Below are 24127 nucleotides of genomic sequence, written 5' to 3'. Positions count from 1 at the left end.
CATGCGAACAGCTTTGGCGCTGCGGCTTCAGAAACCGGATTGGATCCGCGAGAAGATGATGTCGGTGAAGATAGAAATCTGGGCGCCGATAAAGGGCGCGGACACGGCAACCGTGATCATGACGGCAAGGATCTTCGGGACGAAGGTCAGCGTCATTTCCTGGACCTGGGTCAGCGCCTGAATGAAGGCGATGACGACGCCGACAACCATGGCGGCGAGAACGGCGGGCCCTGAGGCCACGATCACGGTCCAGATCGCGGCCTGTACAATATCGAGGGCATCCGCCTCATTCATGGAGTTATCACTTCACCTTGACGCCCGGGCCGATAACAAGCTCCTTGCCGTTATCCAGCACCGCAATGATTCCGTCAGAGTATAGTTTCACTTCCTTAACCACGCCAGTGGTCTTGCCGTCTTCGCTGGTGACGGTGCGCCCGATGACGGCGTCCGCCTCGCTCAGCGACGTGCGCTGCAGCAGGCTTTCAAGGTTCTTGTTGGTCTTGATCGTCTGCTCCACCTGCGAGAAGGTCGCAAGCTGGGCAATCTGCTGCGTCGCATCCATCGGCTGCGTCGGATCCTGATTCTTCATCTGGGCGACGAGCAGCTTCAGGAAGCTCTCGTAGTTGAGCGATGCCTTTGCGGCGTCGCCGCCCGAATCCTGGGCCGAAACATTCGGGGTGTAGCCGTTGTTGCTGACGCCGCTTACCGCCATGGTGCGATCTCCTTGCGAATCTGCTCGACCGTTGCCGGCGTGATTTCCTGCGTGTTGAGAATGCGGTCTTCGATTGCATAGAGGCCGCGGATCGCCTTGAGCGCTTCGAAGGCGCGGCCGTTGGTCACCAGCCCGTCGACGCGCTTCAGTTCGGCGAGGATCTCTTCGTTCTTGAAGCAGTTGAGCAGCATGACGATCGACTTGCGGAACATCGCGGTCGATTGCTCGGCGCCTTCCGGATTGATGAGGATCATCTGCGCGATGAAATAGAGCTGCTTCAGCGGCGTCGTTGCGTCTTCCGGCTGCAGCACGTGGTTTTCGAGCAGGAACGTCACATCGTTCAGGAACTCGACCGCGACCTTCCGGTCCACGCGCAGCACCGCGCCGTTTACAAAAATCCGTTCGCCCGACTTCAGCGAGATACGCAGTGTGCTCTTCATTTCAGTCCATCCCTGATGATGGTGGTAATGTCAATTATGCCCTGGAAGTTGGAGGATTCGCGTTTGCGGATCTTTTCCGTCTCGTTGAGTATCCAGATGGCGATCGAAATCAGATTGGCGCGCAGCTCTTCGTTCAGCTGGTTCTCCGGTGCACGCAGATCCTCGATGAAACGGATCCACAGGCGCCGGGTAAAGTAGATGGCCTCGATGGCCTCTCTCGAATACCCTTTCTGCTGTTTCGCTGCTTCCATGAGCGCGATCGAGCGATCGAGTACCTGCCGTTCTCGATTCTTGGAGTCGGCGACGCCGTCCTCCATGATCTCGGCATAGGAAAATTGGTACATTCAGACATCCTTCATGTTTGTCCGGCTCCTCACACTAGAGGAAATTGAGCAAGCTCATCTGCTGTAGTCGCGACGTTAGTGTATAGGACGTTTCCAACTGCACCTTGAGCGTGTTGATCCGGGTCGATGTCTCGATCGGATCGATGCCTTCGAGGTCGGCGACATGCGTGTTGACCAGCTTGAGCTGCGCGTCGATCGAGGTGTTCGCCTTCTTCACCCGCGATTCCGAAATACCGAGCTGGCTGCGCTCTGCATTGAGGCCGGCGATGCCCTGCTCTGCATACTGCAACGCCTCGACACCGATCGCCGCCCGCACCTCGGGGGTCACGTTCTTGTCCATCAGCTCGGCCGTGATTACGCTTGCCAGGGCAAACATGCGGAAGCCGTTGGTATTGGCGTTGGTCGAGCTTTCGATGACTTCGCTGGCGCTGATCCGGCTCGTCATGTTCTGGCTGGATGCGTCCGACCAATTCGCATCCCAGCCCGTACCGGTGAACATCGGCTCGACCGTATTCTTGATGAAGTCCTGCATCTGGGTGACGGTGATCTGGTCGTCGGACGTGATGCTGTTGGCGGTCTTGAACGCCGTAAACGCAGCGTCGAAGGCAGTCTTTGCCGCCGACGTAGCGGTGTAGTCGGCGAGAGGCTTGGCGTCGGTATTGATGCCCGAAAACAGGAACTCGCCGTTGAAGGACGTGTTTGCGGCGGCAGTGAAGGTCTGCAGCGCGCCCAAGATCTCGGTCTTCTGGATCTTAAGCTGGCTCGCGGCATCGTTGCCCTTGTAGGTAACGAGCGTGTCACGCACCTTTTCGGCCGCTTTCGCCATCGTTTCCAGCGCACCCTGCGAGCCGGAGAGGCGCTGGGTTACGACCGAGTTGGTGCTCTTCATCGAGTTCAGCCGGTCGATCTCGCGCTGAAGGTTGAGCGAGCGCGACGCCGTCGCACCAAGCGTCAAGCCGACGTCGTAGTGCCGACCCGTCGTCTGCTCCTGGGTCGCCTTCAGCAGATCCATCTGGTTCTGCTGAATCGTCATGCGCATGGCGGTCTGGATCGCCAGATTAGAAACGTAGGACGTCTTCATGATTACCTCACAGCTTCCATCAAGGCCGCCATCATGGCGTCCACGGTACTCACCAGCTTGGCCGATGCTTTGTAGGATTGTTCGAGATCGAGCAGCAGCGACAGTTCCTCGTCGATGCTGACCCCGGTCTGCTTGCTGAGCGCTTCCTGGGTGCGCGACAGCATAGCGCGCTTGTTGTCGTCGGCGGTCGATGCCGTCTTTCGGGTCTGCTCCAGCCAGCCGACCGACCCGGTCGCGAAGTTTAGCAGGCTGCTGGTTCCGTCGAGACCGGTCGACGGGTCGAACGTCATGTTCTCGCCCATCTTGTTGATGAAGCCGTCGAGAAGGCCCGTGTAGCCGGGGCTCGGATTTGCCGCACCGCCAGGGTTCGACACAACGCCGTTGAAGCCGCCGTCACGCAAAAGAAGCGGGTTGGCCTTGGCCAGGGCGTTGACAGTGATCTTCGATGCCAGTCCGGGAACGACTGTGCCGGCAGCCGGCACACCCGCGCTTCCCCAGGTAAAGAGGCCCGGCTGGTAGGGAACCGGCGGCACCCCGCTGGGGTTGCCTTCCTTGAAAAGCTCGACAAGACCACGGGCGATCTCGTCCAGCTGCGACTGGAACTTCGGCCCAATGTCGTCGCGCAGCTGCACGAGGCTCGCAAGCTTGCCCTTGGCGGTCGTATCTGCGCCACTTCCGGGGGCGATCGGTACGCCGTCGACGAAGATCTTGTTGCCGGTGACGGTGGCGTCATAGGTCGTTGTCGGCGCGAACGTCACCTGGCGCGGAATGTTCTCGAAAAGCACCGTGCCGTCGGTGGTGAAGATCACCGTATCGTTGTTGCCGCGCGTAACGGTGGAGATGCCGACGATCTCCGAAATCTGCTTCAGGATCTTGTCGCGCTGGTCAAGCGCATCGTTCGCATCGCCACCGGATGCAGTCGCCGACTTGACCTCGTTGTTCACCCGTTCGAAGTCCGCAAGCAGGCTGTTCAGCTTGTCGACCTCAAGAGCGATTTCCTTGTCGGCATCTTCGCGCATGTTCTGCACGGTGGCAGAGGTCTTGTTCAGGGAATCGGCAAGGTCCTGGGCGCTGGTGACCGCTGCCGCCGCAATCGTCTTGTTGCCCGGGGTCGAGGCCAGCGTCTGCAGGCTGTTGCGAAACTCCGACAGCAGCTTTGACGGCGCAGTCTCGTAGTTGTTACCGCCGAGAGCCGATTTCAGGAGTTCCAGGCCATCGCGAAGCCGCGCCTGGCCGGAGGCTTCGCCGATGCTGGCGATGCTCTGCTTGAGCAGCGCCTCGTTCTGTGCCCGGTAGATGGATACGACCTGCGCGCCGTTGCCGGTGCTGCCCAAGAGGGCAAGGCGACGCGAATAATCCGCATTGCCCGCATTCGCGATGTTCTTCGACACGATCGCGGTCTGTTGCGCCGTGTTGCTGAAGGCCTGCTGTGCGATGGATATTGCGGAGGACAGCGACATGACGCGGACCGTATCTCTTTCAATTACCGTTTCAGGTTGACAAGCACGTCAAGCAGGTCCGAGGCGGTCTGGAACACCTTGGAGTTTGCCGTGTAGTTGCGCTGCGCCTCGATCATCGAGGTCAGCTCGTTGGCGATGTCGACGTTGGAGTTTTCGAGTGCCTTGGACTGGATGTTGCCGAAAGCGCCAGAGCCGGCAAAACCGGTGACAATAACGCCTGAATCCGCCCCTTGCGAGTAGACGTTGCCGGACTGCGGCTGCAGCTTGTCCGGGCTCTGGACGGTCGCAAGGGCGATCCGGAACTTGGGGATGAGGTTGCCGTCGCCATACTTGACGTAAACGATGCCTTCCTTGTCGATCTCGAAGCCCGACATCTTGCTCGGCTTGCTGCCGTCGATGCCACCGCCGGTGCTGCTGAAGTCTCCACCGAGCTGCGTGGTCTTGGAGGTGTCGATCGTGATCGCACCAAGGTTGGCGCCGGTACCGGGCAGGTTGTTGATGGCCGTCGTCGTCAGCGTCGCGGGGACGGCGCCGATGCGCTTGCCGGCCGCGTCGAACGTCATGGTCTGGGTACCGACTGTAGTGCCCGATGTGCGATCGACGACGCTCAGGCCCCAGGCGTTCGGACCTGTCTTGGTGTAGGTGAAATCGAGGATGCGGGTGTTGCCCTGGCTGTCGTAAACAACCATCGAGGTCTTCGATTGATCGTTGACGGCCGCGCCCGACGGCAGGTTTGCTTCCATCGTACCCTTGGTCGAGCCAGCGGCGACCAGGCCCTCGTCCTTGAGCTGGACCGGTACCAGGCCGTCAAAACCGTTGACGACGACGGTCGGATCGACGCCGGCCTTGTACTCGTAGCCCATCAGCGTGAAGCCGGCGGTGTTGACGAGGTTGCCGTTCTTGTCCGGAACGAAGGAGCCGGCACGCGTCAGGAAGTTCTCACCGCCATTGCCCGAAACGATGAAGAAGCCGCCGCCGTTGATGGCAAGGTCGCTCGCCGACGTCGTATAGCTGGTGCCGCCTTGCTGGGAGATGCTGTAGCGCACCTGCGTTTCGACACCGCCGGAATTGTAGTTGCCGCCGCCCGAAGGCAGGATCATCGACGAGAACTCAGTGGAGGCGCGCTTGTAGCCGGTCGTGTTGGCGTTCGCGATGTTTTCGGCGACCGTGCCCAGACGGTTCGACTGGGCGTTCATACCGGACACACCCGTTCTCATGCTGCCATAGAGACTCATATCGGATCCTCATTTCCTTGTTACGGCGACACTAGGAAGCGGGCCTTGCGTGAACCTGTCTTGGTTCAGTGCCCGCCCATCGGCGTGGCGCTCAGTTCCAGTCGATGCAGTAGCCAAGGAAACGCTTCGAATCGATCGGGTCGAAACCGAGCTTCTTGCGCAGTTTCTTGCGCAGTTTGCTGATGTGGCTTTCGACGACGTTTTCCTCGACGTCCTCGTCGAAGATCCCGTAGATCGCGTTGAAGATCTGCGACTTGGAGACGCGACGGCCGCGGTTTGCGACCAAATACTCGAGAATGCGGCGCTCGCGGCGCGGCAGGGCGAAGACATCGCCGTTGATTTCCGGATCACGGCCGTCGGCAAAAACGCGGATCGGACCAATGTCGGTAAAGTTGGCGATCGCCTTCAAGCGCCGGCGGATCGCAGCGACGCGGGCAAGGATTTCGCGGGGGTGGATAGGCTTGCGCACAACGTCGTCGACGCCGCAATCAAAGAGTGCAAGCGTGTTTTCGAGGGACGGCGTGTCGCTCATCGCGATGACCGGTGCCATCGAGCGATCGCGGATGGCCCGCGGCAGCGTGAAGGTGGTGTCGCCCTGCCCGATCAGGAAGGCTTCCACGGCATCGATATCCGAATCGGCAGCCGCGTTTACCCACTCTCCAAACTCCCTGGGATCGAAACCCGTCGAGGGAATACCTTCACGTCCGAAGAGGGACGTATACCCGTCCTTCACCAGCTCTCTTTCATCAACCACTACGATCATTCGCCCGCCTCCGAATCAGTATGGCTCCGCACTGATTGAGAGGTACGAATCGAGGGATTCATGAACAACTAGAGGAAGTTACTGGGTGGAATTAATAATTGATTAACCATGTTTCGCCGATTTGATCTATATCTAGTAGCACCCGCCTCAAGGTGGCACTAAAATAATGTGGAAAAGTTAACGGACTACGACAAATCGCTTGCGGTCACATTGTCCGCGCATTGTCGCCACAATGCGGCAAATGGGATGCTAATACAATTGATGGTTGCTTATTGGCAAAACTGCGTGGCGTTCGGCGTCCACTTGCCGTAGCCGGTCGCGACGAGATTCGCGATCACCCGGCAGACATATTTCTTCTGCGCCGGGTCGTTGTTCGGGCCTGCGTGATAGCGCGCAACGGCCATTGTCCAGGTCTCGTGCCTCGCATGGAGATTGGCCAGGAAGCGCGCGGCATATTCGACATTCTTGCGCGGGTCAAGCATCTCCTGCGGCGAGCTGAAATGCTCGCCATGGAAGTAATAGTTGATCTGCATGCAGCCGAGATCGATGAGCTTGGCACCCTGTGCCCGCGCGTTGCCGAACTGGGTCAGAACGTCCTGCTCGCTGCTACCGAAATAAGCCTTGCCTTCGATGTTCATCGCGTAGGGTTGAAGCGATCCCTTGCGGCCGGTTTCGGTCAGCCCGACCGAATAGAGGATCCCGGCCGGGATATCGTACTTCGCCGCTGCGCTGATGATCTCGCGCTCGCAGACGCCTGCGTCCGCGCTGGCAAAAGCGCTACATGTAGACGTGACCAGTACGAGAGCGCTCAGTGCCGGCAGCCGCATCGTCCGTCCCGCCATTGCCAACCCACCTTTCCGCCGCCGAAGATTGGCTGTCGTCCTGTCGCTGCTGTCGTCCCTGGCCGTTGCCATCGGCGCGTTCTCGGCCCTGCTGCCCGGCCTGGGCTTGGGCCTGCGCCTGCGACCCGCCGCCGGACGACGTGTCGCCGCCGGAGTTGAATACGATGTTCACCTGATCGACCGCAAAGCCCTGAGCGCGCAGCGCCTTGACCAAGTCGTTCTGGTCGTCGCGCAACTGCCGGAAGGCGTCGCCGTTCTCGACCTTCAGCTCGACCTGCAGTTCGTCATCCTTCAGGCGCAGCGTGGCCGTGACAAGGCCAAGCTCGATCGGGTGAAGCTGGATCTTCAGGGTGTTGAGCGTTTTGCCGGCCTGCGTCCACGCGCCCGGCTGACCGAGTGCAGCACTTGGCTGCAGGGAAGTGGTGGCCTCACCGGCGATGGCGTCTGCCACGGCGCTGGTGTTCGGGCTCATCGAGATGCCGAGATAACGCCGGGCCTCGAGCACGGTGACATTCTCGACCTTGGCGGAGCCTTGCGAGCGGGCAGCGTCGAACGCTGCATCACCGTCCTTCGAGAGACTCATGGAAACGGCCTGTCCCTTGCCGTCAGCCCGGGCGAAGCGGAAGAGCCGGTCGGGGTCGTTCTCGCCCGCCTGTGCCTCGGCTTTCGCGCCATGCTCGCTGCCACCGGCAACGGGCGCCGCGCCTTCAATCTGGCCATCCGCTGCCTGGCGCGCGGCCGCCGTCTGTCCCTGAGGCTGCGTCGCCTGGGCACCGCCCAGCAGCGTCAGCAGATCGTCCATCGCTGTAGCTGTCTGCTTGGCTTCAGCGCCCTCGCCGCCGGCGTTGACGTCGCCATCGACCGAGGCGCCATCTGCCGGCGCTTTGCCAATGCCTTTCGTCAAGGTGGCAATGCGCTTGGCGAGTTCTTCATCGACCTCCACTTGAGCCAGATCATCGGACACGGCAGCCGATTTGGCCGGATCGGTCTTGTCGACGGCACGTTTGCTGCCAACGCCGCGCTCGGCCGCCTGGAAATGGTCGCGCAGCGCGTGTTCGTCGAACTGGTCGTTGCGACCAAGGCTGATGCTGCGTGTCACGGCCCTGCCCGCGGCCTTGGCAATATTGTCCTTGTCGATCAAGGCTCCCGCCTCCGCGTCGCTGCCGGCAGCGGCGTCGTTGCCGCCTTTGCCTGAACCCGGCTGGTCGTTGGTTTTTTGCCGCCCGGCATTGGCCACTGCATCTTCAAACGCGCCGGCCGATGCACCACCGGCCTGCTCCTTGCCGCCCGCTCGTCCGCTTCCCGTGCCGACAGGTGTCGGAGGCATGCGCAGGGTGTCCTCAGCCCTCATTTGTCTTCTCCCTTCAGGAGAGCGTCGATCTCTTCGATCTTCGATCGTCCTTTCGCCACGAAGCCATCGTGCTTCGGGTCCGCCACCTCGTCTGCGCCGGATGCGGCCACGGTCTCCGGCGCAACCGCCGGGGTCTGCCCGCTTCCAAAGGGGCTCATGCCGCTGCCAGTTTCCTCGCTTGCGGCCGACGCGTTCGCCTCAACCGGTCTATCGGGTTTAGACGCAAACGCTTGCGTGAGGCTTTCACCGACAGGTGGCCGGACGACGGCGTCCGCAACCGCCTTTGCAGCGTCGCGCAAGGCGCGGTCGCGCGGCGAAAGCTCCGCATCCGATATCGCCGCCAGGCTCGCCGTCGCGGCAAACACGTCATTGGAAGGCACCGAGGCCAATCCGGCATAGAAGCTGGCAAGCAGTTTCGGCTGCGGCGCGCCATCTGCGCCGAGCGCCTCGGCGCGTTCAGACGCGAGCTTTGCGAGTTCTTGCTTGCCGGCGATCGCCGCGCGGCGGGCGACGCGAAGGAAGACTTCGCGCTGGCGCGGCGCGTCCATGAAACCCAGGATCTCCGAAATTCGCCCCTGCGCCCCGCCATCGAAATGGGCGACGGCGAGTTCGACGAAGACATCCGCGAACTGGCTGGCATAGGGGGAGGTCAGGTAGCGGCGGGCATAGGTCAGCGCATAGCGGAAGCCCTTGTCCGCGTCGCCCGCCTGAACCGCGAGGAAAACCGAGCGACGCAGGGCAGCCTCTTCGATGATCGTACCCGGGGCCGCGAGACGGGCCCAGTCGTAGTACTTCATCGCGCCCACAGGATCCTGCTGCGACGTCGCGTTGCCGAGGATGAGGTAGAGATACGGGCCGATGCGGGCGCTGCGGTACTCAGGCGCGGCCTTGGACAGGCTCTCGACGATCAGGCCGCCCTTGCCATTCAGATATTGCGTCAGCGCCTCGGTGACGCGGGAATCGAAGTTCCCGGCCACATCGTGATCCGCAAGGTACTTCAGCGTCTCCGGATTGCCGCCGCTCATGGCATAGACCAGCGCCGCATCGACGTTGCGCGGATCACGGAAGACCGCCGCGTCGGCCGCACGCAGGCGCTTGTCGATGGCGCCCAGCATGAAGCGCTGCATTTCGATCGCCGAATGGTCGCCAAGGACGACCGAGTCCTGCACATATTGCAGCGACCGGATCATCTTGAAGGGTGCGAGCTCCTCGATATCGTTCGCCCTGGCACCTCCGGTTAAAACGGGGGTCGCCAGCACACAGCAGGCCATCAGAGCGGTTCGCAGGCGTCTCAGCATGGTGCTTAACCCGGAGCCGATTGCAAGAGGATCTCGATGCGGCGGTTGCCCGGGGCGTAGGGATCGCCGGGGATCTGCAGCCGCCGGTCGGCGAAGCCGCTGATCTGGCTGACGCGATCTTCCTTCAGGCCACCGCGGACGAGCATGTAATAGGCGCTCTGGGCGCGGGCGGCGGAGAGGCGCCAGTTATCATAAGTGCCATCCTTGAAGGGACGGCCGTCGGTATGGCCGCGGATTGCAACCGCGCCCTGACGCTCAGCCAGCAGATGGCCGATCTTTTCCATCGCCAGTACCAGTTCCTTCTGCGGCACGGCCGAGCCGACGGCAAACATCTGCGCATCGGTCCGCTCGCTGATCGTCACCATCAGGCCGCCTTCAGCGGGTGTCACGACAAGTCCCTCGGCCAGCTGACCCGCCTCGCCGGCAAGCTGCTTCTTCAGCTCGGCCTGGAGTTCGGCCGCCTGCTCCTTGGCGTCGGCCTCGGCGGCCTCGGTCTTCGGCTTTTCGCCGGCTGCGGCGTCCGCCGGGTCCTTGCCAGCTCCCGTATCGGTGTCCTTGCCGTCACCGGCCTGCTTGTCGGCCGCTTCATGCGGCTCCTGCGACGCGTCCGCCTCGGACTTCTTGACGGCCGGCGTCGCGCCTGCGGGCTCCGTCGACTTGTCGGCAAGGGCAGCAACGGTTTCGGCCGTGTTGCCGGCGTCCTTCACTTCGACCTGCTTGGTCCAGAAGTCCGGATCGAACGGGTCACGATAGGCTTCGCCGCCATCGGCGCCGGTGGCCGGGCCGGACTGGGCCGCACCGCCCTCGCCCTTGACGCTGATGTTGGCCTGCTGGCCGACCTCGCGCGCAATCTCGGAAAGAACGGAATAGGGGTTTTCGAAGAAGTCGGCGTCGGAGTACTTCGTCTCTTCGCCCGACGTCGCCGTCAGCTGATCGCCGGTTTTGGCCGAGCCACCGGACTTTTCCTGCTCGCCGTCAACCTTCGAACGTTGCTGCGTTTCTTCGCCCTGCGCATCCTTGGCCGGGTCCTTCAGGCCACGTTCGGCAGGCTTCTGGTCGGTCAATTGCACCGGGTTGAAATAGGAAGCGATCGCCGCCTTCGTCTCTTCGTTGGCGGCATTGATCAGCCACATCACGAGGAAGAAGGCCATCATTGCCGTCATGAAGTCGGCATAGGCGATCTTCCAGGAGCCGCCATGGTGACCATCATGGCTGCCGCTGTGGCGCTTGACGATGATGATCTCGTGCTTGCCGTTGTGGTGGTTTTCGTCGCTCATGCGAGAACTTTCCGAACTGTATCGGCCCAGGCGGCCATGCGCGTCACGAGGATGGTGCCATCCATCTCGACGGCGAGATCGACATCGTCAGATTCGACGTGCCGCAAGGACGGCATGTCTTCTCCGAGCTGGCGCTTCAGCGCCTCGAAGAGAGACGCCGGGCCTTTGACGACGATGGTGCAGCCTTCGCCGGCCACAAGTCCCTGGCGCAGCATCTGCGCCATATCGGCAACGGCGCGCTGCATGAGGGCATCGCCCATGACGGGCGCGAGCACGCGGGCGGCCTGATCGCCGAGTGCGACGGCAAGCCCCTCGGTCATTTCGTCGATGCGCAGCGCGAGACGGTTCGCGGTTTCCTCTTCGAAGCGCCGCGTCAGCGCCTCGAGTTCGGCCGCGTGCGCCGCCTGAAGTTCGGCTATCTGCTTTTCCTGTTCGAAGACGAGTTCGGCGGTCGCCTCGGCCCGCCCTTCGGCGAAGGCGCGCCGGCGTTCGGCATCGATATCGATTTCCGGCATGGCTGGTCTCGCGCCGAGGCGCTCGCCATCGGCATAGTCGGTATCCAGATCGGGGAAATACTTCGGAGGCATCAGCGACAGCTCGACTTTCGGTGCGCTGAAGTCCTTGAGATAACGGGAGAGCATTGCACTCATGGCCGGCCCCCTGCAGCGGACCTGCGGCAATGCGGCGATCCCCATCTGCTTGAGAGGCGGCGCTCCCTGGCGCGGACTTCCATTGCTCCTGGCACTGCTGACATGTCTCCCTCGGGCCCGACCGTCGGATACGGCAGACCCAGCATTCTTGACGTACATCAGCGTGATCCGGGGTCGGTTGTTCCCGGAGCGATCTGATGCAGGCGGCGGCGCAAAGGTCATTTTGGCCGGCAGTCATCCGACAGGACTGCGAGGGAAGGCTATTCGGTCAAACTTGTGCGAAAATGAATGTGTTGGACCGCGCCAGGGCAATTAGCGCGGTCCAACCGTTTCCACCGGGTGCCGTGACCGACGACGTGGCAGAACTCAAAGTGCCGTTACCCGCATGCGGGGTGATGGGCTCAGTTTGGCGGATCGGCGGCCGCTTCCGGCCGCTGTCCGCCGCTGCGCCTTACTGCTGGAACAGGCGCAGGATATTTTCGGAATTGGTGTTGGCGATCGAGAGCGCCTGGATGCCCAGTTGCTGCTGCGTCTGCAGCGCCTTCAGCCGTGTCGATTCCTCGTTCATGTCGGCATCGACGAGACGACCGACGCCCTTGTCGATCGTATCCATCAGGTTGGCGATGAAGCCCTCCTGCAACTCGATGCGCTTGGTGATGGCGCCGAGCGTGGAGCCGGCGTCCGTCAGCTGGTTGAGGATACGTTCGACGACGCTGATCATATCGGCCATTTCGGCAGGCGTCGTCGATGCGGTCAGCTTGACTTCCGCCGTCGTACCGATTGGCGTCGTCGCCGGTGCGCCGATCAGGTGGTACAGGCGCGCGCCCGCCGTGCCGGGCGGAGAGGTGAGCTGGGAGGCGTCGTAGTTCCTGGTCAGGATGCCTCGGCTCGCATTCTGCTTGTCGATCAGCATCGACTGCGAGGTGTCGAAGTCGAGCGTCGTGACCGACACATTGCCGTTGGCGTCACGGTTGAACGAGGCCACGACGGACTTCGTGCCGACCGGAGCTGTGGCGGCGTTGTAGAGCCAGTTTTCGCTGGAGAAGGATGCGGACTGGGCGGCCGAGATAAGCTGGTTCTTGAGCTCGGTGATTTCCTTGTCGATCTTCAGCTTGTCGACGCCCGGCTCACTCGCCGCGACGAGCTTGCTCTTGATCGCGCTGACGACCTCGATCGACGAATTCATTGCCGCATAGGCCGTGTCGATCTTGGCGGCGCCGAGGCCGAGGGCGTCCTGAACGGTGGAGAGCGCGGCATTGTCGGAGCGCATGGTGGTCGCGATCGACCAATAGGCGGCGTTGTCGGCAGCCGTCTGCACGCGGTAGCCCGAGGAGATGCGGTCCTGGACTTCCGCCATGTCGGAGTTGATCGAACGCAATGTCTGGAGAGCCGCCATGGCGGCGGTGTTGGTCATGATGCTTGTCATTGGTCACCTGTCCCGAATGAATTCCTAAGGACATTCCGGAGTGTTACCGGCAGCGATGGGACTGGCATCATGCGAATCGCCCCTGTTTTGCCCTGGAGGCGACCCTTCGCTCTTAACCAAGATGTAACGATCTCATAGTTAACAAATGGTTAATGCCGTTAGGAAGTCGGTAACAAAGGTGAACAAAAATAAGGGAAGATGGACGAAGCGTTAAGATGCGTACCGTCACCCATGGAACGAATGCCGGCGGCATGCGGCACGCCTGACGGCCATTGAATACCGGAGCGCAAAACGAAAAAGCCGCACGATCCACGGGGGATGTGCGGCTTCTTTTCGAAGTGACGGGCGAAGATCGCCCGTCATGTTCGGTCGATCGATTAACGGAACAGCGACAGGATGTTCTGCGAGTTGGTGTTAGCGATCGTGAGTGCCTGGATGCCGAGCTGCTGCTGCGTCTGCAGAGCCTTCAGGCGGGTCGATTCCTCGTTCATGTCAGCGTCGACGAGACGGCCAACGCCCTTCTCGATCGAGTCCGAGAGGTTTTCGACGAAGCCCTTCTGCAGATCGATACGGCTGTTGAGCGCACCGAGGTCGGCGGCAGCGTCGGTCATCTGGGTCAGGATGGAGTCAACACCCGACAGAGCCTGCGACAGAGCGCCGCCCGTCATGTTGGTGATGTCGAGCGTCATGACGCTGAAGGTCAGCGCTACGGTCGCACCGGTCGTGTCGGTGTAGGAGATGTTGCTGGAGAGCAGGCCCGTGCCGGTCGTGACGAACGCGCCGGAAGCGTTCATTTCGATCAGCGAGCTCTTGTTGGTATCGTACTGCAGCGTCGTCAGGCTGACATTGCCCTTGGCGTCGCGGTTGAACGAACCAACGACCGACTTCGTGCCGGCAGCGTTGTTCGGGTCGGTGAAGACCCAGTTTTCGCCGGAGAACGAGGCCGACTTGGCAATGCTCAGAAGCTGGTTCTGCAGCTCCTTGATTTCCTTCTGGATCTTGCTCTTGTCAACGCCCGGCTCGCTGGCGGTTACCAGCTTCTTCTTGATTTCGTCGACGACGTCCTTGGAGTTTTCCATGGCCGACGAAGCAACGTCGGTCTTGGCAGCGCCGAGGCCGAGGGCGTCCTGAACGGCCGAGAGGGCCTTGTTGTCCGAACGCATGGTGGTCGCGATCGACCAGTAAGCAGCGTTGTCAGCCGCGGTGGCGACGCGCAGACCCGAGGAGATGCGCTCCTGGGTGGTTTCCATCGAGGAGTTGATCGAACGCAGGGTGGCGAGTGCGCCCATGGCGGAAGAGTTGGTCAGAATGCTCGTCATTGGCTGAGTGCCCCTTGTTGGCAAAGATGAAATGGAAAGGGACATTCCGGGATTACCGGGAAACGACGGTCAGCCTCATGCCTGCTGACGCTTTAATCTGTTCGGGTCAACCCGTCGTTTCGATGGTTACAACAAACACCATCGTGGTTAACGAACCCTAAAACCCAGAGAAACTTTTCGAAGTTTTATCAGTGCATTGGCGACAAAGAAAAACCGCGCCTCTTGCGAAGCGCGGTTTCGTATCTTGCATCGGGTGCGGACCGTGGCCCGCCCCCTTTCAACCCGTCGATTAACGGAACAGCGACAGGATGTTCTGCGAGTTCGAGTTGGCGATCGACAGTGCCTGGATGCCGAGCTGCTGCTGCGTCTGCAGAGCCTTCAGGCGGGTCGATTCCTCGTTCATGTCGGCGTCGACGAGACGGCCAACGCCCTTCTCGATCGAGTCCGAGAGGTTTTCGACGAAGCCCTTCTGCAGATCGATACGGCTGTTGAGCGCACCGAGGTCGGCGGCAGCGTCGGTCATCTGGGTCAGGACCGAGTCAACACCCGACAGAGCCTGCGACAGAGCGCCGTTCGTCATGCTGGTGATGTCGAGCGACAGAACGCTGAAGGTCAGCGATACGGTCGCGCCGGTCGTGTCGGTGTAGGAGATGTTGCTGGAGAGCAGGCCCGTGCCGTTGGTGACGTTGGCACCCGAAGCGTTCACTTCGATCAGCGAGCTCTTGTTGGTGTCGTACTGCAGCGTCGTCAGGCTGACATTGCCCTTGGCGTCGCGGTTGAACGAACCAACGACCGACTTCGTGCCGGCAGCGTTGTTCGGGTCGGTGTAAACCCAGTTTTCGCCGGAGAACGAGGCCGACTTGGCAATGCTCACGAGCTGGTTCTGCAGCTCCTTGATTTCCTTCTGGATCTTGCTCTTGTCAACGCCCGGCTCGCTGGCGGTTACCAGCTTCTTCTTGATTTCGTCGACGACGTCCTTGGAGTTTTCCATGGCCGACGAAGCAACGTCGGTCTTGGCAGCGCCGAGGCCGAGGGCGTCCTGAACAGCCGAGAGGGCCTTGTTGTCCGAACGCATGGTGGTCGCGATCGACCAGTAAGCAGCGTTGTCAGCCGCGGTGCCGACGCGCAGACCCGACGAAATACGCTCCTGGGTGGTTTCCATCGAGGAGTTGATCGAACGCAGGGTGGCGAGTGCGCCCATGGCGGAAGAATTGGTGATGATGCTCGTCATTAGAGTGTCCCTTGATTACTTTAGACGATTTAGGGGACATACCGGACTTCCCGGTGATGGCGGATCGGCTTCATGCCACTCGGTTCCAACTATCTCGGAAGAAACCAAACCCGTCATGTGAAAGGGACTATCGCGTGCAAAGCTTGCGAATTGATTAAATGCCCAAGGCAGCTTGGGCCGAGATAACTTATACTTAACAAGACTTTAATGCTGCCACGGATGCAGAGATCACAGCCCCGCTGCCGCCAGCAAAGATGTGTCGGACGGTGGTTCGCTCCTGCCTGAGGCAAGCTCCCCCGGGTAAACTCGGCTTCGAACAAGGACTAGCAAGCCGGCGCCGGTCGCCGCGCCTCTTCGACGGAGCTCTTAGTGAACGCCCAAGCCATCTTTTCGACCGCCTCCCGGCAATACCAGAAGGGGCAGTACACGGACGCGCTCAACCAGCTGAATGTGCTGATGGAGATCAACCGCGACACCAAGACCTATGTGCTTCTGGCGAAGGTCCTCGTGAAACTCGGTTTCAAGGCCGAGGCGGCCCGTGCCTACCAGCTCGCCGGTGAAGCCGGCGGCTCGCGGGCGGAAGATTACCTCACCGACGCCATGAAACTCTACTTCGCGAACGGGCAGGAGGACGAGGCACTGAGCATCGGACTGCCGCTTCTGGAGAAGGCCAAGACAGATGCCGAGATCGCCTTCATCATCGCCTCGATCTTCCTCAAGCGCGGCGAAAAGGAAATCCTGGGGCTTTTCAAGGCTCCGCTGACCCTGAGCACCAACCGTCTGCACAATGCGCTTGCCTTCAAGCTGTTGACCGCCGAAATCAACGACCTGCAAGATCGTGACGCGCTCGCCAATCTCTTCCGCAACAACCCGAAGAACACCACGCTGCGGTCGGCCCATCTCGTCTATGCGCGTGAGGCCAACGACTATGCCGAGGTCGAGAAGCACGAACGCGACATCCAACGGGCACTGAAAGCCGGGCAGACCGAAATTCTTGCAGCTGAAGCGCCCTACTATCATGCGACCTGGTGTGGCGACGAAAGCTTCAACCGGGTTGCCGGCGCACAGCTCAACCCGTTCCCGAGCAGCCTGACGGAAGTACGCCGCGCCGCGCCGCACCGCTGGGGCGAGCGCATTCGCATCGGTTATGTTTCCGCCGACTTCTGGGACGACCATGCGACGATGAAGCTGCTGAAGGCGGTGTTGATGGCGCACGACAAGACGCGCTTCGACGTCACCCTCTTCTGCCATACCAAGAGCGCGCTTGCGGCGCGCGACCAGGACATACGCGCAAGATGGGGCAGGATCGTCGAGATCGGCGACCTCTCCGACGACGAAGCTGCGCATGTGATTCGCCAGGAAAACATCGACATTCTCGTCGACCTGAAGGGGCATACGCTAGAGAGCCGAGTCTCCATCTTCAACCGGGCCGCAGCTCCCGTGCAGGTGGGCTGGCTGGGCTTCCCTGGAACCACCGTCAACGTCGATCTCGACTACATCATCGGCGACCCTTGTGTGCTTCCGGACAGCAGCAAGGCGCATTATTATGAAAAATACTGCCGCCTGCCGGAGACCTACCAGCCCAACGATCCCTACGAGCGCGCCCGGCCCCGGGCGATGTCGCGCAAGGATGTCGGCCTTCCCGAGGATGCATTCGTATTTGCCTCCTTCAACGCAAATCGCAAGATTTCGCTTCAGACGGTCAATCTCTGGATCGACATCCTTCGCCAGACGCCCGGAAGCCTGCTGTGGGTGCTGTGCGACAGGGCGGATGCACGCACAAATCTGCTGGCCAAGTTCAAAAGCGCCGGCGTCGATACCAAGCGCATCGTCATCTGCGGCAAGTTCGCCTACCAGAACCACGTCGACCGCGTTCCGCTCGCCGATCTCGGCCTCGACACCTATCCCTACAACGGCCACACGACCACATCCGAACAGCTTTGGGCAGGCCTGCCGGTGCTGTCCTTCAAGGGCACGAACTTCGCTTCACGCGTGAGCGAGAGCCTGCTGAACGCCATCGGCGTGCCGGAACTCGTGGCCACGGGGCCGGAGGACTACGTCAAGGAAGCTGTCGCGCTCTACAACAACCGTGACAAGATCGCCGACTATCGAAAGAGGCTGGACGAGAACCGGTTCCGGATGCCGCTATTCGATGCGGAGCGTTTCTGCCAGCACCTGGAAACGGGCTACGAAATGATGGCCGACCGCGCCAAGCGCGGACTGGCACCTGATCACATCGACGTTCCGGCATTGCCGCCGCGCATCGGGTCGTTCGAACGCTGAACGGCGATCATCCCTGAAAGACAAAAGGCAGCGCCGCGGCGCTGCCTTTTTGTTGTCCCGTTTCGAGGATCGCAAAGCCCGATGGCGCGGATGATCCGGAGCGCCATGCGCCGAGGGCAAGCGCATCGCGGTTTTCGGGATGCGCGTCTTCTCTTTGAGCTTTTGATTTGTCGCCGTCGCCAGCGCGCCGCGCACTGTCCGTGCGACAGCTCTAACTGAAGGAGCGCACCAGACTGCCGACGAGGAGGTTCCAGCCGTCAATCAAGACGAAGAAGAGAATCTTGAACGGCAGCGAGATTGCCGTCGGCGGCAGCATCATCATACCCATGGCCATGGTGATGGTAGCAACGATCAGATCGATCACCAGGAACGGCAGCATGATCAGGAAGCCGATTTCGAAGCCGCGGCGAATTTCCGAGATCATGAAGGCCGGCACGACCGCGCGCAGATCGACCTTGTCGTCGACGACGACCGTCTGGCCCTTTTCCTTGGCGATGTCGATGAAGAGCTGCAGGTCCTTGTCGCGCGTGTTGGCGAGCATGAAGTCGCGGAAAGGCTCGGTAATCCGGGGGATCGCCTCCGCCTCGGTGATCTGGTTCTTCATCAGCGGGTCGATGCCGTCCCGCCAGGCGCGATCGAAGGTCGGCCCCATGACATAGAAGGTCATGAACAGCGCCAGCGAAACCATGATCATGTTGGATGGCGTGGTCGCCAGGCCCATGCCGGTGCGCAGGATCGCGAAGGCAATCACGAAGCGCGGAAAGCTGGTGACCATGATCAGGATGCCGGGGGCCACCGACAGCACGGTCAGAAGACCGAAGGTGCGGATGATCCACGAGGCGGCAGAGCCGTCGATAGGCGTATTCAGGATATCAGAGGGGAAGCTCTGGGCGCCGGCAATACCGGACATCGCCATCATGGCAACTATAAAGGCGACTAGCCGGACCATTTATCGAATCATTGGATGACGAAGGTTCTGAACATCACATTGGTTACGCGCCCATCGGAGCGCAGGTCAACCCGCTCCTGGATGTCATCCCGGAGATATTGAAAGCCGCGTGGTCCCTGGATTTGTTGCAGGGAAACGGTTTTCAGATAGGCGGCGATATCCTGGTGGATCTGCTCGGCGAGTTTGGGGTCAGGCACGCCGTCGAACTGCAGCGCCACTTCCAGGCGGATCCAGTTTTCAGAGGGATAGGCAAGGTTGGTGGTGATCGGGTCGAGCTGGACGACGCCGTTCGCTTCGGTCGCTACCTTCGGCAGGCCTTCTTCGCCGGTCGCATTGGCGGCCGGCTCCTTGGTCGCTTCCACCTGCTCCTTCGGAGGCGGTGGTGCGAGCAGGCCGCCCACCAGCCAGCCGCCGCCGCCGGCAAGCAGCGTCAGCACGGCGATGGCCGCGATGGTCAGCACCTTCGACGGCGGCTTCGGAGCGTTGGAATCGAGTTCTTCCATCTTGCCGTTCCCTGCCGATCAGATCGGCGAAAATAGATCCATGAACTGCTGGCCGTAGGGCGGCTGCTGCACTTCTGTCAGGCGACCACGGCCGCCATAGGAGATGCGCGCCTCGGCGATGCGGTCGTAGGAGATGACGTTGTCGGCATCGACGTCCCGCGGCCGGACGATACCGGCGACGTTCAGGATGCGCAGCTCGTGGTTGACGCGCACTTCCTGCGAACCGCTGATCAACAGGTTGCCGTTTTCGAGAACGCCGGTGACAACGGCAGCAACGAGCACCCGCAGCTTTTCCGAACGCTCCGTCGTGCCGTCACCTTCGGTCTTGGTATTCGAGCCGTATTTCAGGTCGCCGGACCAGCCGAAATCGCTCGTCTGAGACTTGCCGCTGGCGCCGACGTTGAAGCCACTCGAGTTCTTGCGGCTACGGTCCGTCTTGTTGTCGAAGGTTGCGCCTTCGTTGATCTTGATGTCGACCGTCAGGATATCGCCGACATTGATCGCGCGCGCGTCCTTGAAGAGCGCTGCCTGCTGGTCGTTCCACAACGAATAGCCATTCACCATCTGGCGCGGCTGCTTCGGATACATGGCGAGCTGCGGCGTCTGCGAATATTGCAGACCGCTGCCGATCGGGCTCATCGACGGCGCGCGACCGATTTCGTTGAGCGCTTGATTCTGACATCCCGCAAGGAGGGCGGCCCCGGTCAGTATAGCCGTTAGACGCGTTTTCATGATGGTTCCTTCGAGGTGTTCGGGTCGCTGGCGCTCGAGATGATGTTGGTAAGGATCGCCGCCTTCTCATCGCTCATTTCGCTCAGGATCAGCGATGACTGGCGCGGTGGCAGCTGCATGACGATGGCGGCGGCAATCTCGGGCCTCACCATCTCAAGCTTGCCGGCGGCTGCGTCCGGCTTCATCGTCTTGTAGATGCCGACGAGGTTGAGTTCCGCCTGTTTCAGGAAATCGTTGCGGCGGTTCAGCCAGTCTTCGTATTCCTCGCGGCGCTTTTCGAGCGTGGCGATGCGCTCGTCGATGCTTGCCTGCAGCGTTTCGAGATCCTTGCGCTGCAGCACATAACGCTGGTCGCGCGCGGCGTCGGCGATGTTGGTGCAGAACTGCTGGATCTCGTTCTGGGTCGCGTCGCTTGCGGGCGGCGCCGTGACGTCCTGGGCAAAGGCGCCCGGCATCGAAAGCATGGACGCGACAACCGCCGCAGCGAGCAGCAGCCTGCGGGTCCGGCCGAGAGAATGATTGTCGTTTGCGATCATTGCAGCACGAGCTCCGCCTGGAGGGCACCGGCCGTCTTGATGCTCTGCAGGATGGCGATGATGCCGTCCGGCTTGACGCCGATGTTGTTGAGTCCGGCGACGAGCGAACGAAGGCTCGAACCGTTGAGGATCGCCACCGTGCCGCCGTCGGACTGCGCGTTGATCGTCGTGTTCGGTTCCATCGCCGTCTGCCCGCGCGAGAAGGGCAGCGGCTGCACCACTGTCGGCGTCTCGCTGACTTCCACGGTCAATGTTCCGTAGCTGACCGCCACCTCGTTGACCCGGACATCCTGGCCGATGACGATCGTGCCGGTGCGTTCGTTGATGACGACGCGCGCAGGCACGTCGGTCTCGATGACGATGTTTTCGATGTCGGCCATCAGCCGCGCGAGGTCCGCCATCTTCGGCTTTTCGACGAGAACGGCCTGGCTGTCGCGCGCTTCCGCAATGCGGCCGCCATATTGTTGGGCCGCGTATTTGTTGATCGCTGCGGCCATGCCGACGGCAGTCGAGAAATCAGGATTGCGCAGCTGCAGCACGAGGTTGAAGCCGTCCTTGAATTTCGACGGCAGCTCGCGCTCGATGATGGCGCCGTTCGGCACGCGACCCGACGTCGTGACACCCTGGTTGAGGGTTGCGGCGTCGCCCTGCGCGTTGAAGCCGGTGACGACGACGGAGCCTTGCGCGACCGCATAGATCTGCCCGTCCGCACCCGAAAGCGAGGTCATGACCAGCGTGCCGCCGCGCAGCGACGTGCTGTCGCCGAGCGAGCCTACGGTCACGTCGACGCGGCTGCCGGGGCTGGCGAAAGGCGGCAGGTTCGCCGTCACCAGTACGGCCGCGACGTTGCGCGTCCGGGACTCGCCGCCCTGGGTGGAGATGCCGAGATTTTGCAGCATCGCGCGGATCGACTGGTCGGTGAACGGCGACGAGCGCAGGCTGTCGCCCGTGCCCTGCAGGCCGACGACGAGGCCGTATCCGATAAGCTGGTTGTCACGGCCCGCCTGAAGCGAGGCGACGTCCTTGATCCTGGATGCGCCGAAGGCGGGCGTCAGCGCCATGGAGAACGCGACGGCCAGCGACAGGAACCATTTGCATGCAAGCATTTTCATTTCGCCACCACATGGACAGTGCCGTCGGCCATCACCGTTCCGGAAACGATGACGCCGGTATCGATGTTGCGCGCCCGGATCAGTTCGCCGACGGCGGCGTCCTGGAGCGGCGATCCGGCAGCGCTGATGGTCAGGCCGCCATTGCTGAAGACGAGGCGCACGGTCGAACCGCGCTCGACGGCATATTGCTCGCGAAGCGCGCTCGCGAGGATCACCCGACCGGGAAGAAGCGTGCGCTTGGTGACCTTGCCGTCGATCTCGCCCAGGGTTCTGATGTAGCCGTCGGCGAGATCAGGGTTGGTGACGTCGACGACTTCGACGCGGCTCGCATCGACGGTTTCGCCCGGATAGATGGTCTGCGTGGGGATCACCGCCGTCAGCCGTTCCGCATAACCTGCCGAAGGCAACAGGAAAGCGGCGGCGAAGAGCGCGCCAGCCGCCAGCCGCCGCGCGCTGGCGCGGCCGGCCTTCGAAGCCTTGATGTCTGCGGATCGGCGAAACGTCATGTTTGCCCCCTCTTTCGTTACCTGAGGTTCTTGCTCACCGTGGCCGCCATTTCATCGGCGGCCTGAATGATCTTGGAGTTCATCTCGTAGGCGCGCTGCGCAGAGATCAGGTCGGTGATTTCCTTGACCGGATCGACGTTGGACGCTTCGAGATACTTCTGCTTGATCTGCGCGAAGCCCGGATCGGCAGGCGTACCGACGATCGCGTCGCCGGAGGCCGGCGTCTGCTTGAAGAGGTTTTCGCCCTGCGGCTCGAGGCCCGCCTCGTTGACGAAGTTGGCGATCGTCAGCTGGCCGATTTCCTGCATGGCGGGGTCGTTGCCGATGCGCACCATCACCTGGCCGGAGCTCGTGAAGACGATGTCGGTGGCGTCCTGCGGAACGGTAATGCCCGGAACAACGGTGTAGCCGTCGATCGTCACGAGCTGGCCTTGCGCATTCTTGTTGAAGGCGCCGGCACGGGTATAGACCGTCTCGCCATCGGGCGTCTCGACCTGGAACCAGCCGCGACCGATCAGCGCCAGGTCGTACTCGTTGCCGGTCGAAACCATGCTGCCCTGGATGTGAAGGTTGCGTACGGCCGCCGTCTGCACGCCGAGACCGATGATCGCGCCTTCCGGAACGATCGCCTGGTTGGAGCGGTTCGGCACGCCCTGGGCGCGTTCGGTTTGATAAAGCAGATCGGAGAACTCGGCGCGCGCACGCTTGTAACCCGTCGTGTTGATGTTCGCGATGTTGTTCGCGATGACTTCGAGGTTCAGCTGCTGGGCGTTCATGCCGGTGGCGGCAATGGAAAGGGCCTTCATGTCTCGTTCCTTCAGATCTGCATGCGCGCGATTTCGAGGTAGGCGGTGACCACCTTGTCGCGGATCGCGATCGCGGTCTGCAGCGACTGTTCGGCGCTCATCACCGCATCGACGACCTCACGGGTGTTTGCCTGGCCGCGAATGCCGTCGAGTGACATGCCTTCGGCCTTCTTCATGGCGCCGATGGCGTCGCTCGCCATGTCGCCGAGAACCGAAGCGAAGCTCTGCCCCTGCGGCACGCCCTGGGTGGCGGCCGGCATGCCGAAGATCGACGACGAGGATGACGTGGAGTGGGTGCCGTCGGTCTCTTTGGTGACCGAGAACGCGCCGAGGGATTTAACTGCATCGATCATTATTGCGAGGCTCTCAACAGGTCGATTGTCTGGGAAATCAGGTCGCGGGACTGCTTGATGGTCTGGAGGTTCGCCTCATAGGCGCGGTTGGCTTCGCGCATATCGGCCATCTCCACCAGAATGTTGACGTTCGGCAGCTTGACCATGCCCTTTTCATTGGCGGCCGGATTGCCCGGATCGAACTCGATGTTGAAATCCGAATCGTCCGTGCCCTGCCGCTCGATTTCGACCAGCGAGGCGCCGCTTGCGCGGTCCACTTCGGCAGCAAAGCTGATGGTCTTGCGGCGATAGGGATCCGCGCCCGGCGTATCGCCGGTGGAGCGGGCATTGGCGATGTTTTCGGAGACGATGCGCAGGCGAGTCGATTCCGCCTGCAGGCCGGAGGCCGATACCTTGAGGGCCGAGGTCAATGGATCCATGGTTCTTACTTCCGTACCGCCATTAGCATCATTCGGTGAAATGCCTTCACAAGGCCGGCGGAGAGCTCGTAGTCGCGCTTGATTTCGCCGGTCTTCATCATTTCCTGCTCGATCGCGACGCTGTTGCCGGATTGCTGGATCTGCACACCGTCGACCATGCCGACTTCAGCCACCTGAGAGGCTGCGAGGCCGTCCGTGAAGTGCATCTTGTTGGTCGCCGCCATCTGGATGCCGGCGTCCTGCAGCACGCTTTCGAACGGCTTGACGTCCTTGGCCTTGTAGTGCGGCGTGTTCGCATTGGCGATGTTGCCGGCCACCACGTTCTGGCGAACGGTCAGCCACTGGGCCTGCCGGGACGCGAGTTCGAAAAGCTGAATCGGTTGCATCAAAAGCTCCATGCTTGGTGATGCGAACCTAGGCCGGTAATCTTGCGTGGGACTTTCGTCGGAAAGCGATGCCCAAGGGATCGGGGCCTCTGCTGCCGGAGATTGCCTGCAAA

General features: G+C 61.6%; 27 protein-coding genes. 1 reads left to right on the top strand and 26 read right to left on the bottom strand.

What is annotated here, in order from left to right; all coding sequences use genetic code 11:
• Nucleotides 1-27 precede the first annotated feature (27 nt).
• From fliQ to IB277_RS00540, 16 genes are all read right to left on the bottom strand, one after another.
• The gene (gene fliQ / locus IB277_RS00615) at nucleotides 28-294 is read right to left on the bottom strand and encodes a flagellar biosynthesis protein FliQ (protein ID WP_034800750.1); all 267 of its coding nucleotides are present in this window, start codon (nucleotides 292-294) and stop codon (nucleotides 28-30) included.
• 7 nt (nucleotides 295-301) lie between these two features.
• Nucleotides 302-712: a flagellar hook assembly protein FlgD gene (gene flgD / locus IB277_RS00610; RefSeq protein WP_034800748.1), complete on the bottom strand. Its 411-nt coding sequence runs from the start codon at nucleotides 710-712 to the stop codon at nucleotides 302-304.
• Complete coding sequence (gene flbT / locus IB277_RS00605; protein ID WP_034800746.1) at nucleotides 703-1152, bottom strand: flagellar biosynthesis repressor FlbT; 450 nt, start codon at nucleotides 1150-1152, stop codon at nucleotides 703-705. The genes flgD and flbT overlap by 10 nt, the downstream gene beginning before the upstream one ends.
• A complete protein-coding gene (flaF, locus tag IB277_RS00600) occupies nucleotides 1149-1496 on the bottom strand; it encodes a flagellar biosynthesis regulator FlaF (RefSeq protein ID WP_034800744.1) in 348 nt (115 codons plus the stop codon). Before flaF ends, flbT begins: the two co-directional genes overlap by 4 nt.
• Nucleotides 1497-1530: 34 nt before the next feature.
• A complete protein-coding gene (locus IB277_RS00595) occupies nucleotides 1531-2577 on the bottom strand; it encodes a flagellar hook-associated family protein (RefSeq protein ID WP_090294962.1) in 1047 nt (348 codons plus the stop codon).
• Nucleotides 2578-2579: 2 nt separating this feature from the next.
• Nucleotides 2580-4037, bottom strand: a complete 1458-nt coding sequence (gene flgK / locus IB277_RS00590; RefSeq protein ID WP_060516524.1) for a flagellar hook-associated protein FlgK — start codon at nucleotides 4035-4037, stop codon at nucleotides 2580-2582.
• A 23-nt stretch (nucleotides 4038-4060) separates the two neighbouring features.
• On the bottom strand, nucleotides 4061-5272 hold the full coding sequence (locus tag IB277_RS00585) for a flagellar hook protein FlgE (protein ID WP_034800738.1): 1212 nt from the start codon (nucleotides 5270-5272) through the stop codon (nucleotides 4061-4063).
• A 91-nt stretch (nucleotides 5273-5363) separates the two neighbouring features.
• The gene (rem, locus tag IB277_RS00580) at nucleotides 5364-6035 is read right to left on the bottom strand and encodes a transcriptional activator Rem (RefSeq protein ID WP_034800735.1); all 672 of its coding nucleotides are present in this window, start codon (nucleotides 6033-6035) and stop codon (nucleotides 5364-5366) included.
• A gap of 269 nt (nucleotides 6036-6304) precedes the next feature.
• Nucleotides 6305-6862, bottom strand: coding sequence for a transglycosylase SLT domain-containing protein (locus tag IB277_RS00575; protein ID WP_034800733.1), 558 nt, complete (start codon nucleotides 6860-6862; stop codon nucleotides 6305-6307).
• Nucleotides 6813-8228, bottom strand: a complete 1416-nt coding sequence (locus IB277_RS00570; RefSeq protein ID WP_110818517.1) for a flagellar hook-length control protein FliK — start codon at nucleotides 8226-8228, stop codon at nucleotides 6813-6815. Before IB277_RS00570 ends, IB277_RS00575 begins: the two co-directional genes overlap by 50 nt.
• The gene (gene motC, locus IB277_RS00565; RefSeq protein WP_034800729.1) at nucleotides 8225-9526 is read right to left on the bottom strand and encodes a chemotaxis protein MotC; all 1302 of its coding nucleotides are present in this window, start codon (nucleotides 9524-9526) and stop codon (nucleotides 8225-8227) included. The genes IB277_RS00570 and motC overlap by 4 nt, the downstream gene beginning before the upstream one ends.
• A gap of 5 nt (nucleotides 9527-9531) precedes the next feature.
• Nucleotides 9532-10803, bottom strand: a complete 1272-nt coding sequence (locus IB277_RS00560; RefSeq protein WP_060516531.1) for a MotB family protein — start codon at nucleotides 10801-10803, stop codon at nucleotides 9532-9534.
• Nucleotides 10800-11453: a hypothetical protein gene (locus IB277_RS00555; protein ID WP_060584339.1), complete on the bottom strand. Its 654-nt coding sequence runs from the start codon at nucleotides 11451-11453 to the stop codon at nucleotides 10800-10802. The genes IB277_RS00560 and IB277_RS00555 overlap by 4 nt, the downstream gene beginning before the upstream one ends.
• 451 nt (nucleotides 11454-11904) lie before the next feature.
• Nucleotides 11905-12879 carry a flagellin gene (locus IB277_RS00550; RefSeq protein ID WP_034800723.1) on the bottom strand — a complete coding sequence of 325 codons (975 nt, stop codon included), beginning with the start codon at nucleotides 12877-12879 and terminating at the stop codon, nucleotides 11905-11907.
• A 377-nt stretch (nucleotides 12880-13256) separates the two neighbouring features.
• Nucleotides 13257-14198, bottom strand: coding sequence for a flagellin (locus IB277_RS00545; RefSeq protein ID WP_064816980.1), 942 nt, complete (start codon nucleotides 14196-14198; stop codon nucleotides 13257-13259).
• A 289-nt stretch (nucleotides 14199-14487) separates the two neighbouring features.
• Nucleotides 14488-15429 (bottom strand): flagellin, encoded by a 942-nt coding sequence (locus tag IB277_RS00540; protein ID WP_064816979.1) that lies wholly within the window; start codon nucleotides 15427-15429, stop codon nucleotides 14488-14490.
• A gap of 369 nt (nucleotides 15430-15798) precedes the next feature.
• On the opposite strand from IB277_RS00540, the gene IB277_RS00535 reads away from it, so the two are divergent.
• Nucleotides 15799-17712 (top strand): glycosyltransferase family 41 protein, encoded by a 1914-nt coding sequence (locus IB277_RS00535; RefSeq protein WP_090294969.1) that lies wholly within the window; start codon nucleotides 15799-15801, stop codon nucleotides 17710-17712.
• 211 nt (nucleotides 17713-17923) lie between these two features.
• Here IB277_RS00535 and fliP read toward each other — a convergent pair whose 3' ends face one another.
• The 10 genes from fliP to flgB are packed head-to-tail and all read right to left on the bottom strand — an operon-like array spanning nucleotide 17924 to nucleotide 24014.
• A complete protein-coding gene (fliP, locus tag IB277_RS00530; RefSeq protein ID WP_034796894.1) occupies nucleotides 17924-18661 on the bottom strand; it encodes a flagellar type III secretion system pore protein FliP in 738 nt (245 codons plus the stop codon).
• 8 nt (nucleotides 18662-18669) lie between these two features.
• A complete protein-coding gene (locus IB277_RS00525; protein WP_060522250.1) occupies nucleotides 18670-19164 on the bottom strand; it encodes a flagellar basal body-associated FliL family protein in 495 nt (164 codons plus the stop codon).
• Nucleotides 19165-19182: 18 nt separating this feature from the next.
• Nucleotides 19183-19896 (bottom strand): flagellar basal body L-ring protein FlgH, encoded by a 714-nt coding sequence (flgH, locus tag IB277_RS00520; RefSeq protein WP_034796898.1) that lies wholly within the window; start codon nucleotides 19894-19896, stop codon nucleotides 19183-19185.
• A complete protein-coding gene (locus IB277_RS00515) occupies nucleotides 19893-20432 on the bottom strand; it encodes a MotE family protein (RefSeq protein ID WP_089043329.1) in 540 nt (179 codons plus the stop codon). The genes flgH and IB277_RS00515 overlap by 4 nt, the downstream gene beginning before the upstream one ends.
• On the bottom strand, nucleotides 20429-21544 hold the full coding sequence (locus tag IB277_RS00510) for a flagellar basal body P-ring protein FlgI (RefSeq protein ID WP_043613025.1): 1116 nt from the start codon (nucleotides 21542-21544) through the stop codon (nucleotides 20429-20431). The genes IB277_RS00515 and IB277_RS00510 overlap by 4 nt, the downstream gene beginning before the upstream one ends.
• A complete protein-coding gene (gene flgA, locus IB277_RS00505) occupies nucleotides 21541-22050 on the bottom strand; it encodes a flagellar basal body P-ring formation chaperone FlgA (protein ID WP_060581898.1) in 510 nt (169 codons plus the stop codon). Before flgA ends, IB277_RS00510 begins: the two co-directional genes overlap by 4 nt.
• Nucleotides 22051-22067: 17 nt before the next feature.
• On the bottom strand, nucleotides 22068-22856 hold the full coding sequence (gene flgG, locus IB277_RS00500) for a flagellar basal-body rod protein FlgG (RefSeq protein WP_034796905.1): 789 nt from the start codon (nucleotides 22854-22856) through the stop codon (nucleotides 22068-22070).
• An 11-nt stretch (nucleotides 22857-22867) separates the two neighbouring features.
• On the bottom strand, nucleotides 22868-23209 hold the full coding sequence (locus tag IB277_RS00495) for a flagellar hook-basal body complex protein FliE (protein WP_034796908.1): 342 nt from the start codon (nucleotides 23207-23209) through the stop codon (nucleotides 22868-22870).
• Nucleotides 23209-23628, bottom strand: a complete 420-nt coding sequence (gene flgC / locus IB277_RS00490; RefSeq protein ID WP_034796910.1) for a flagellar basal body rod protein FlgC — start codon at nucleotides 23626-23628, stop codon at nucleotides 23209-23211. The genes IB277_RS00495 and flgC overlap by 1 nt, the downstream gene beginning before the upstream one ends.
• Nucleotides 23629-23633: 5 nt before the next feature.
• On the bottom strand, nucleotides 23634-24014 hold the full coding sequence (flgB, locus tag IB277_RS00485; protein ID WP_034797574.1) for a flagellar basal body rod protein FlgB: 381 nt from the start codon (nucleotides 24012-24014) through the stop codon (nucleotides 23634-23636).
• Nucleotides 24015-24127 lie beyond the last annotated feature (113 nt).

The sequence above is a fragment of the Ensifer sp. ENS07 genome (assembly GCF_014852185.1).
GTDB lineage: Bacteria > Pseudomonadota > Alphaproteobacteria > Rhizobiales > Rhizobiaceae > Ensifer > Ensifer adhaerens.
The sequence above is the reverse complement of the archived record's forward strand: the minus strand, read 5'-3'. Positions and strand labels throughout refer to the sequence as shown.

Excerpts from the sequence above, each read along its gene's own strand:
- fliQ (WP_034800750.1), bottom strand. The coding sequence starts at position 294 with ATGAATGAGGCGGATGCCCTCGATATTGTACAGGCCGCGATCTGGACC.
- flgD (WP_034800748.1), bottom strand. The coding sequence starts at position 712 with ATGGCGGTAAGCGGCGTCAGCAACAACGGCTACACCCCGAATGTTTCG.
- flbT (WP_034800746.1), bottom strand. The coding sequence starts at position 1,152 with ATGAAGAGCACACTGCGTATCTCGCTGAAGTCGGGCGAACGGATTTTT.
- flaF (WP_034800744.1), bottom strand. The coding sequence starts at position 1,496 with ATGTACCAATTTTCCTATGCCGAGATCATGGAGGACGGCGTCGCCGAC.
- IB277_RS00595 (WP_090294962.1), bottom strand. The coding sequence starts at position 2,577 with ATGAAGACGTCCTACGTTTCTAATCTGGCGATCCAGACCGCCATGCGC.
- flgK (WP_060516524.1), bottom strand. The coding sequence starts at position 4,037 with ATGTCGCTGTCCTCCGCAATATCCATCGCACAGCAGGCCTTCAGCAAC.
- IB277_RS00585 (WP_034800738.1), bottom strand. The coding sequence starts at position 5,272 with ATGAGTCTCTATGGCAGCATGAGAACGGGTGTGTCCGGTATGAACGCC.
- rem (WP_034800735.1), bottom strand. The coding sequence starts at position 6,035 with ATGATCGTAGTGGTTGATGAAAGAGAGCTGGTGAAGGACGGGTATACG.
- IB277_RS00575 (WP_034800733.1), bottom strand. The coding sequence starts at position 6,862 with ATGCGGCTGCCGGCACTGAGCGCTCTCGTACTGGTCACGTCTACATGT.
- IB277_RS00570 (WP_110818517.1), bottom strand. The coding sequence starts at position 8,228 with ATGAGGGCTGAGGACACCCTGCGCATGCCTCCGACACCTGTCGGCACG.
- motC (WP_034800729.1), bottom strand. The coding sequence starts at position 9,526 with ATGCTGAGACGCCTGCGAACCGCTCTGATGGCCTGCTGTGTGCTGGCG.
- IB277_RS00560 (WP_060516531.1), bottom strand. The coding sequence starts at position 10,803 with ATGAGCGACGAAAACCACCACAACGGCAAGCACGAGATCATCATCGTC.
- IB277_RS00555 (WP_060584339.1), bottom strand. The coding sequence starts at position 11,453 with ATGAGTGCAATGCTCTCCCGTTATCTCAAGGACTTCAGCGCACCGAAA.
- IB277_RS00550 (WP_034800723.1), bottom strand. The coding sequence starts at position 12,879 with ATGACAAGCATCATGACCAACACCGCCGCCATGGCGGCTCTCCAGACA.
- IB277_RS00545 (WP_064816980.1), bottom strand. The coding sequence starts at position 14,198 with ATGACGAGCATTCTGACCAACTCTTCCGCCATGGGCGCACTCGCCACC.
- IB277_RS00540 (WP_064816979.1), bottom strand. The coding sequence starts at position 15,429 with ATGACGAGCATCATCACCAATTCTTCCGCCATGGGCGCACTCGCCACC.
- fliP (WP_034796894.1), bottom strand. The coding sequence starts at position 18,661 with ATGGTCCGGCTAGTCGCCTTTATAGTTGCCATGATGGCGATGTCCGGT.
- IB277_RS00525 (WP_060522250.1), bottom strand. The coding sequence starts at position 19,164 with ATGGAAGAACTCGATTCCAACGCTCCGAAGCCGCCGTCGAAGGTGCTG.
- flgH (WP_034796898.1), bottom strand. The coding sequence starts at position 19,896 with ATGAAAACGCGTCTAACGGCTATACTGACCGGGGCCGCCCTCCTTGCG.
- IB277_RS00515 (WP_089043329.1), bottom strand. The coding sequence starts at position 20,432 with ATGATCGCAAACGACAATCATTCTCTCGGCCGGACCCGCAGGCTGCTG.
- IB277_RS00510 (WP_043613025.1), bottom strand. The coding sequence starts at position 21,544 with ATGAAAATGCTTGCATGCAAATGGTTCCTGTCGCTGGCCGTCGCGTTC.
- flgA (WP_060581898.1), bottom strand. The coding sequence starts at position 22,050 with ATGACGTTTCGCCGATCCGCAGACATCAAGGCTTCGAAGGCCGGCCGC.
- flgG (WP_034796905.1), bottom strand. The coding sequence starts at position 22,856 with ATGAAGGCCCTTTCCATTGCCGCCACCGGCATGAACGCCCAGCAGCTG.
- IB277_RS00495 (WP_034796908.1), bottom strand. The coding sequence starts at position 23,209 with ATGATCGATGCAGTTAAATCCCTCGGCGCGTTCTCGGTCACCAAAGAG.
- flgC (WP_034796910.1), bottom strand. The coding sequence starts at position 23,628 with ATGGATCCATTGACCTCGGCCCTCAAGGTATCGGCCTCCGGCCTGCAG.
- flgB (WP_034797574.1), bottom strand. The coding sequence starts at position 24,014 with ATGCAACCGATTCAGCTTTTCGAACTCGCGTCCCGGCAGGCCCAGTGG.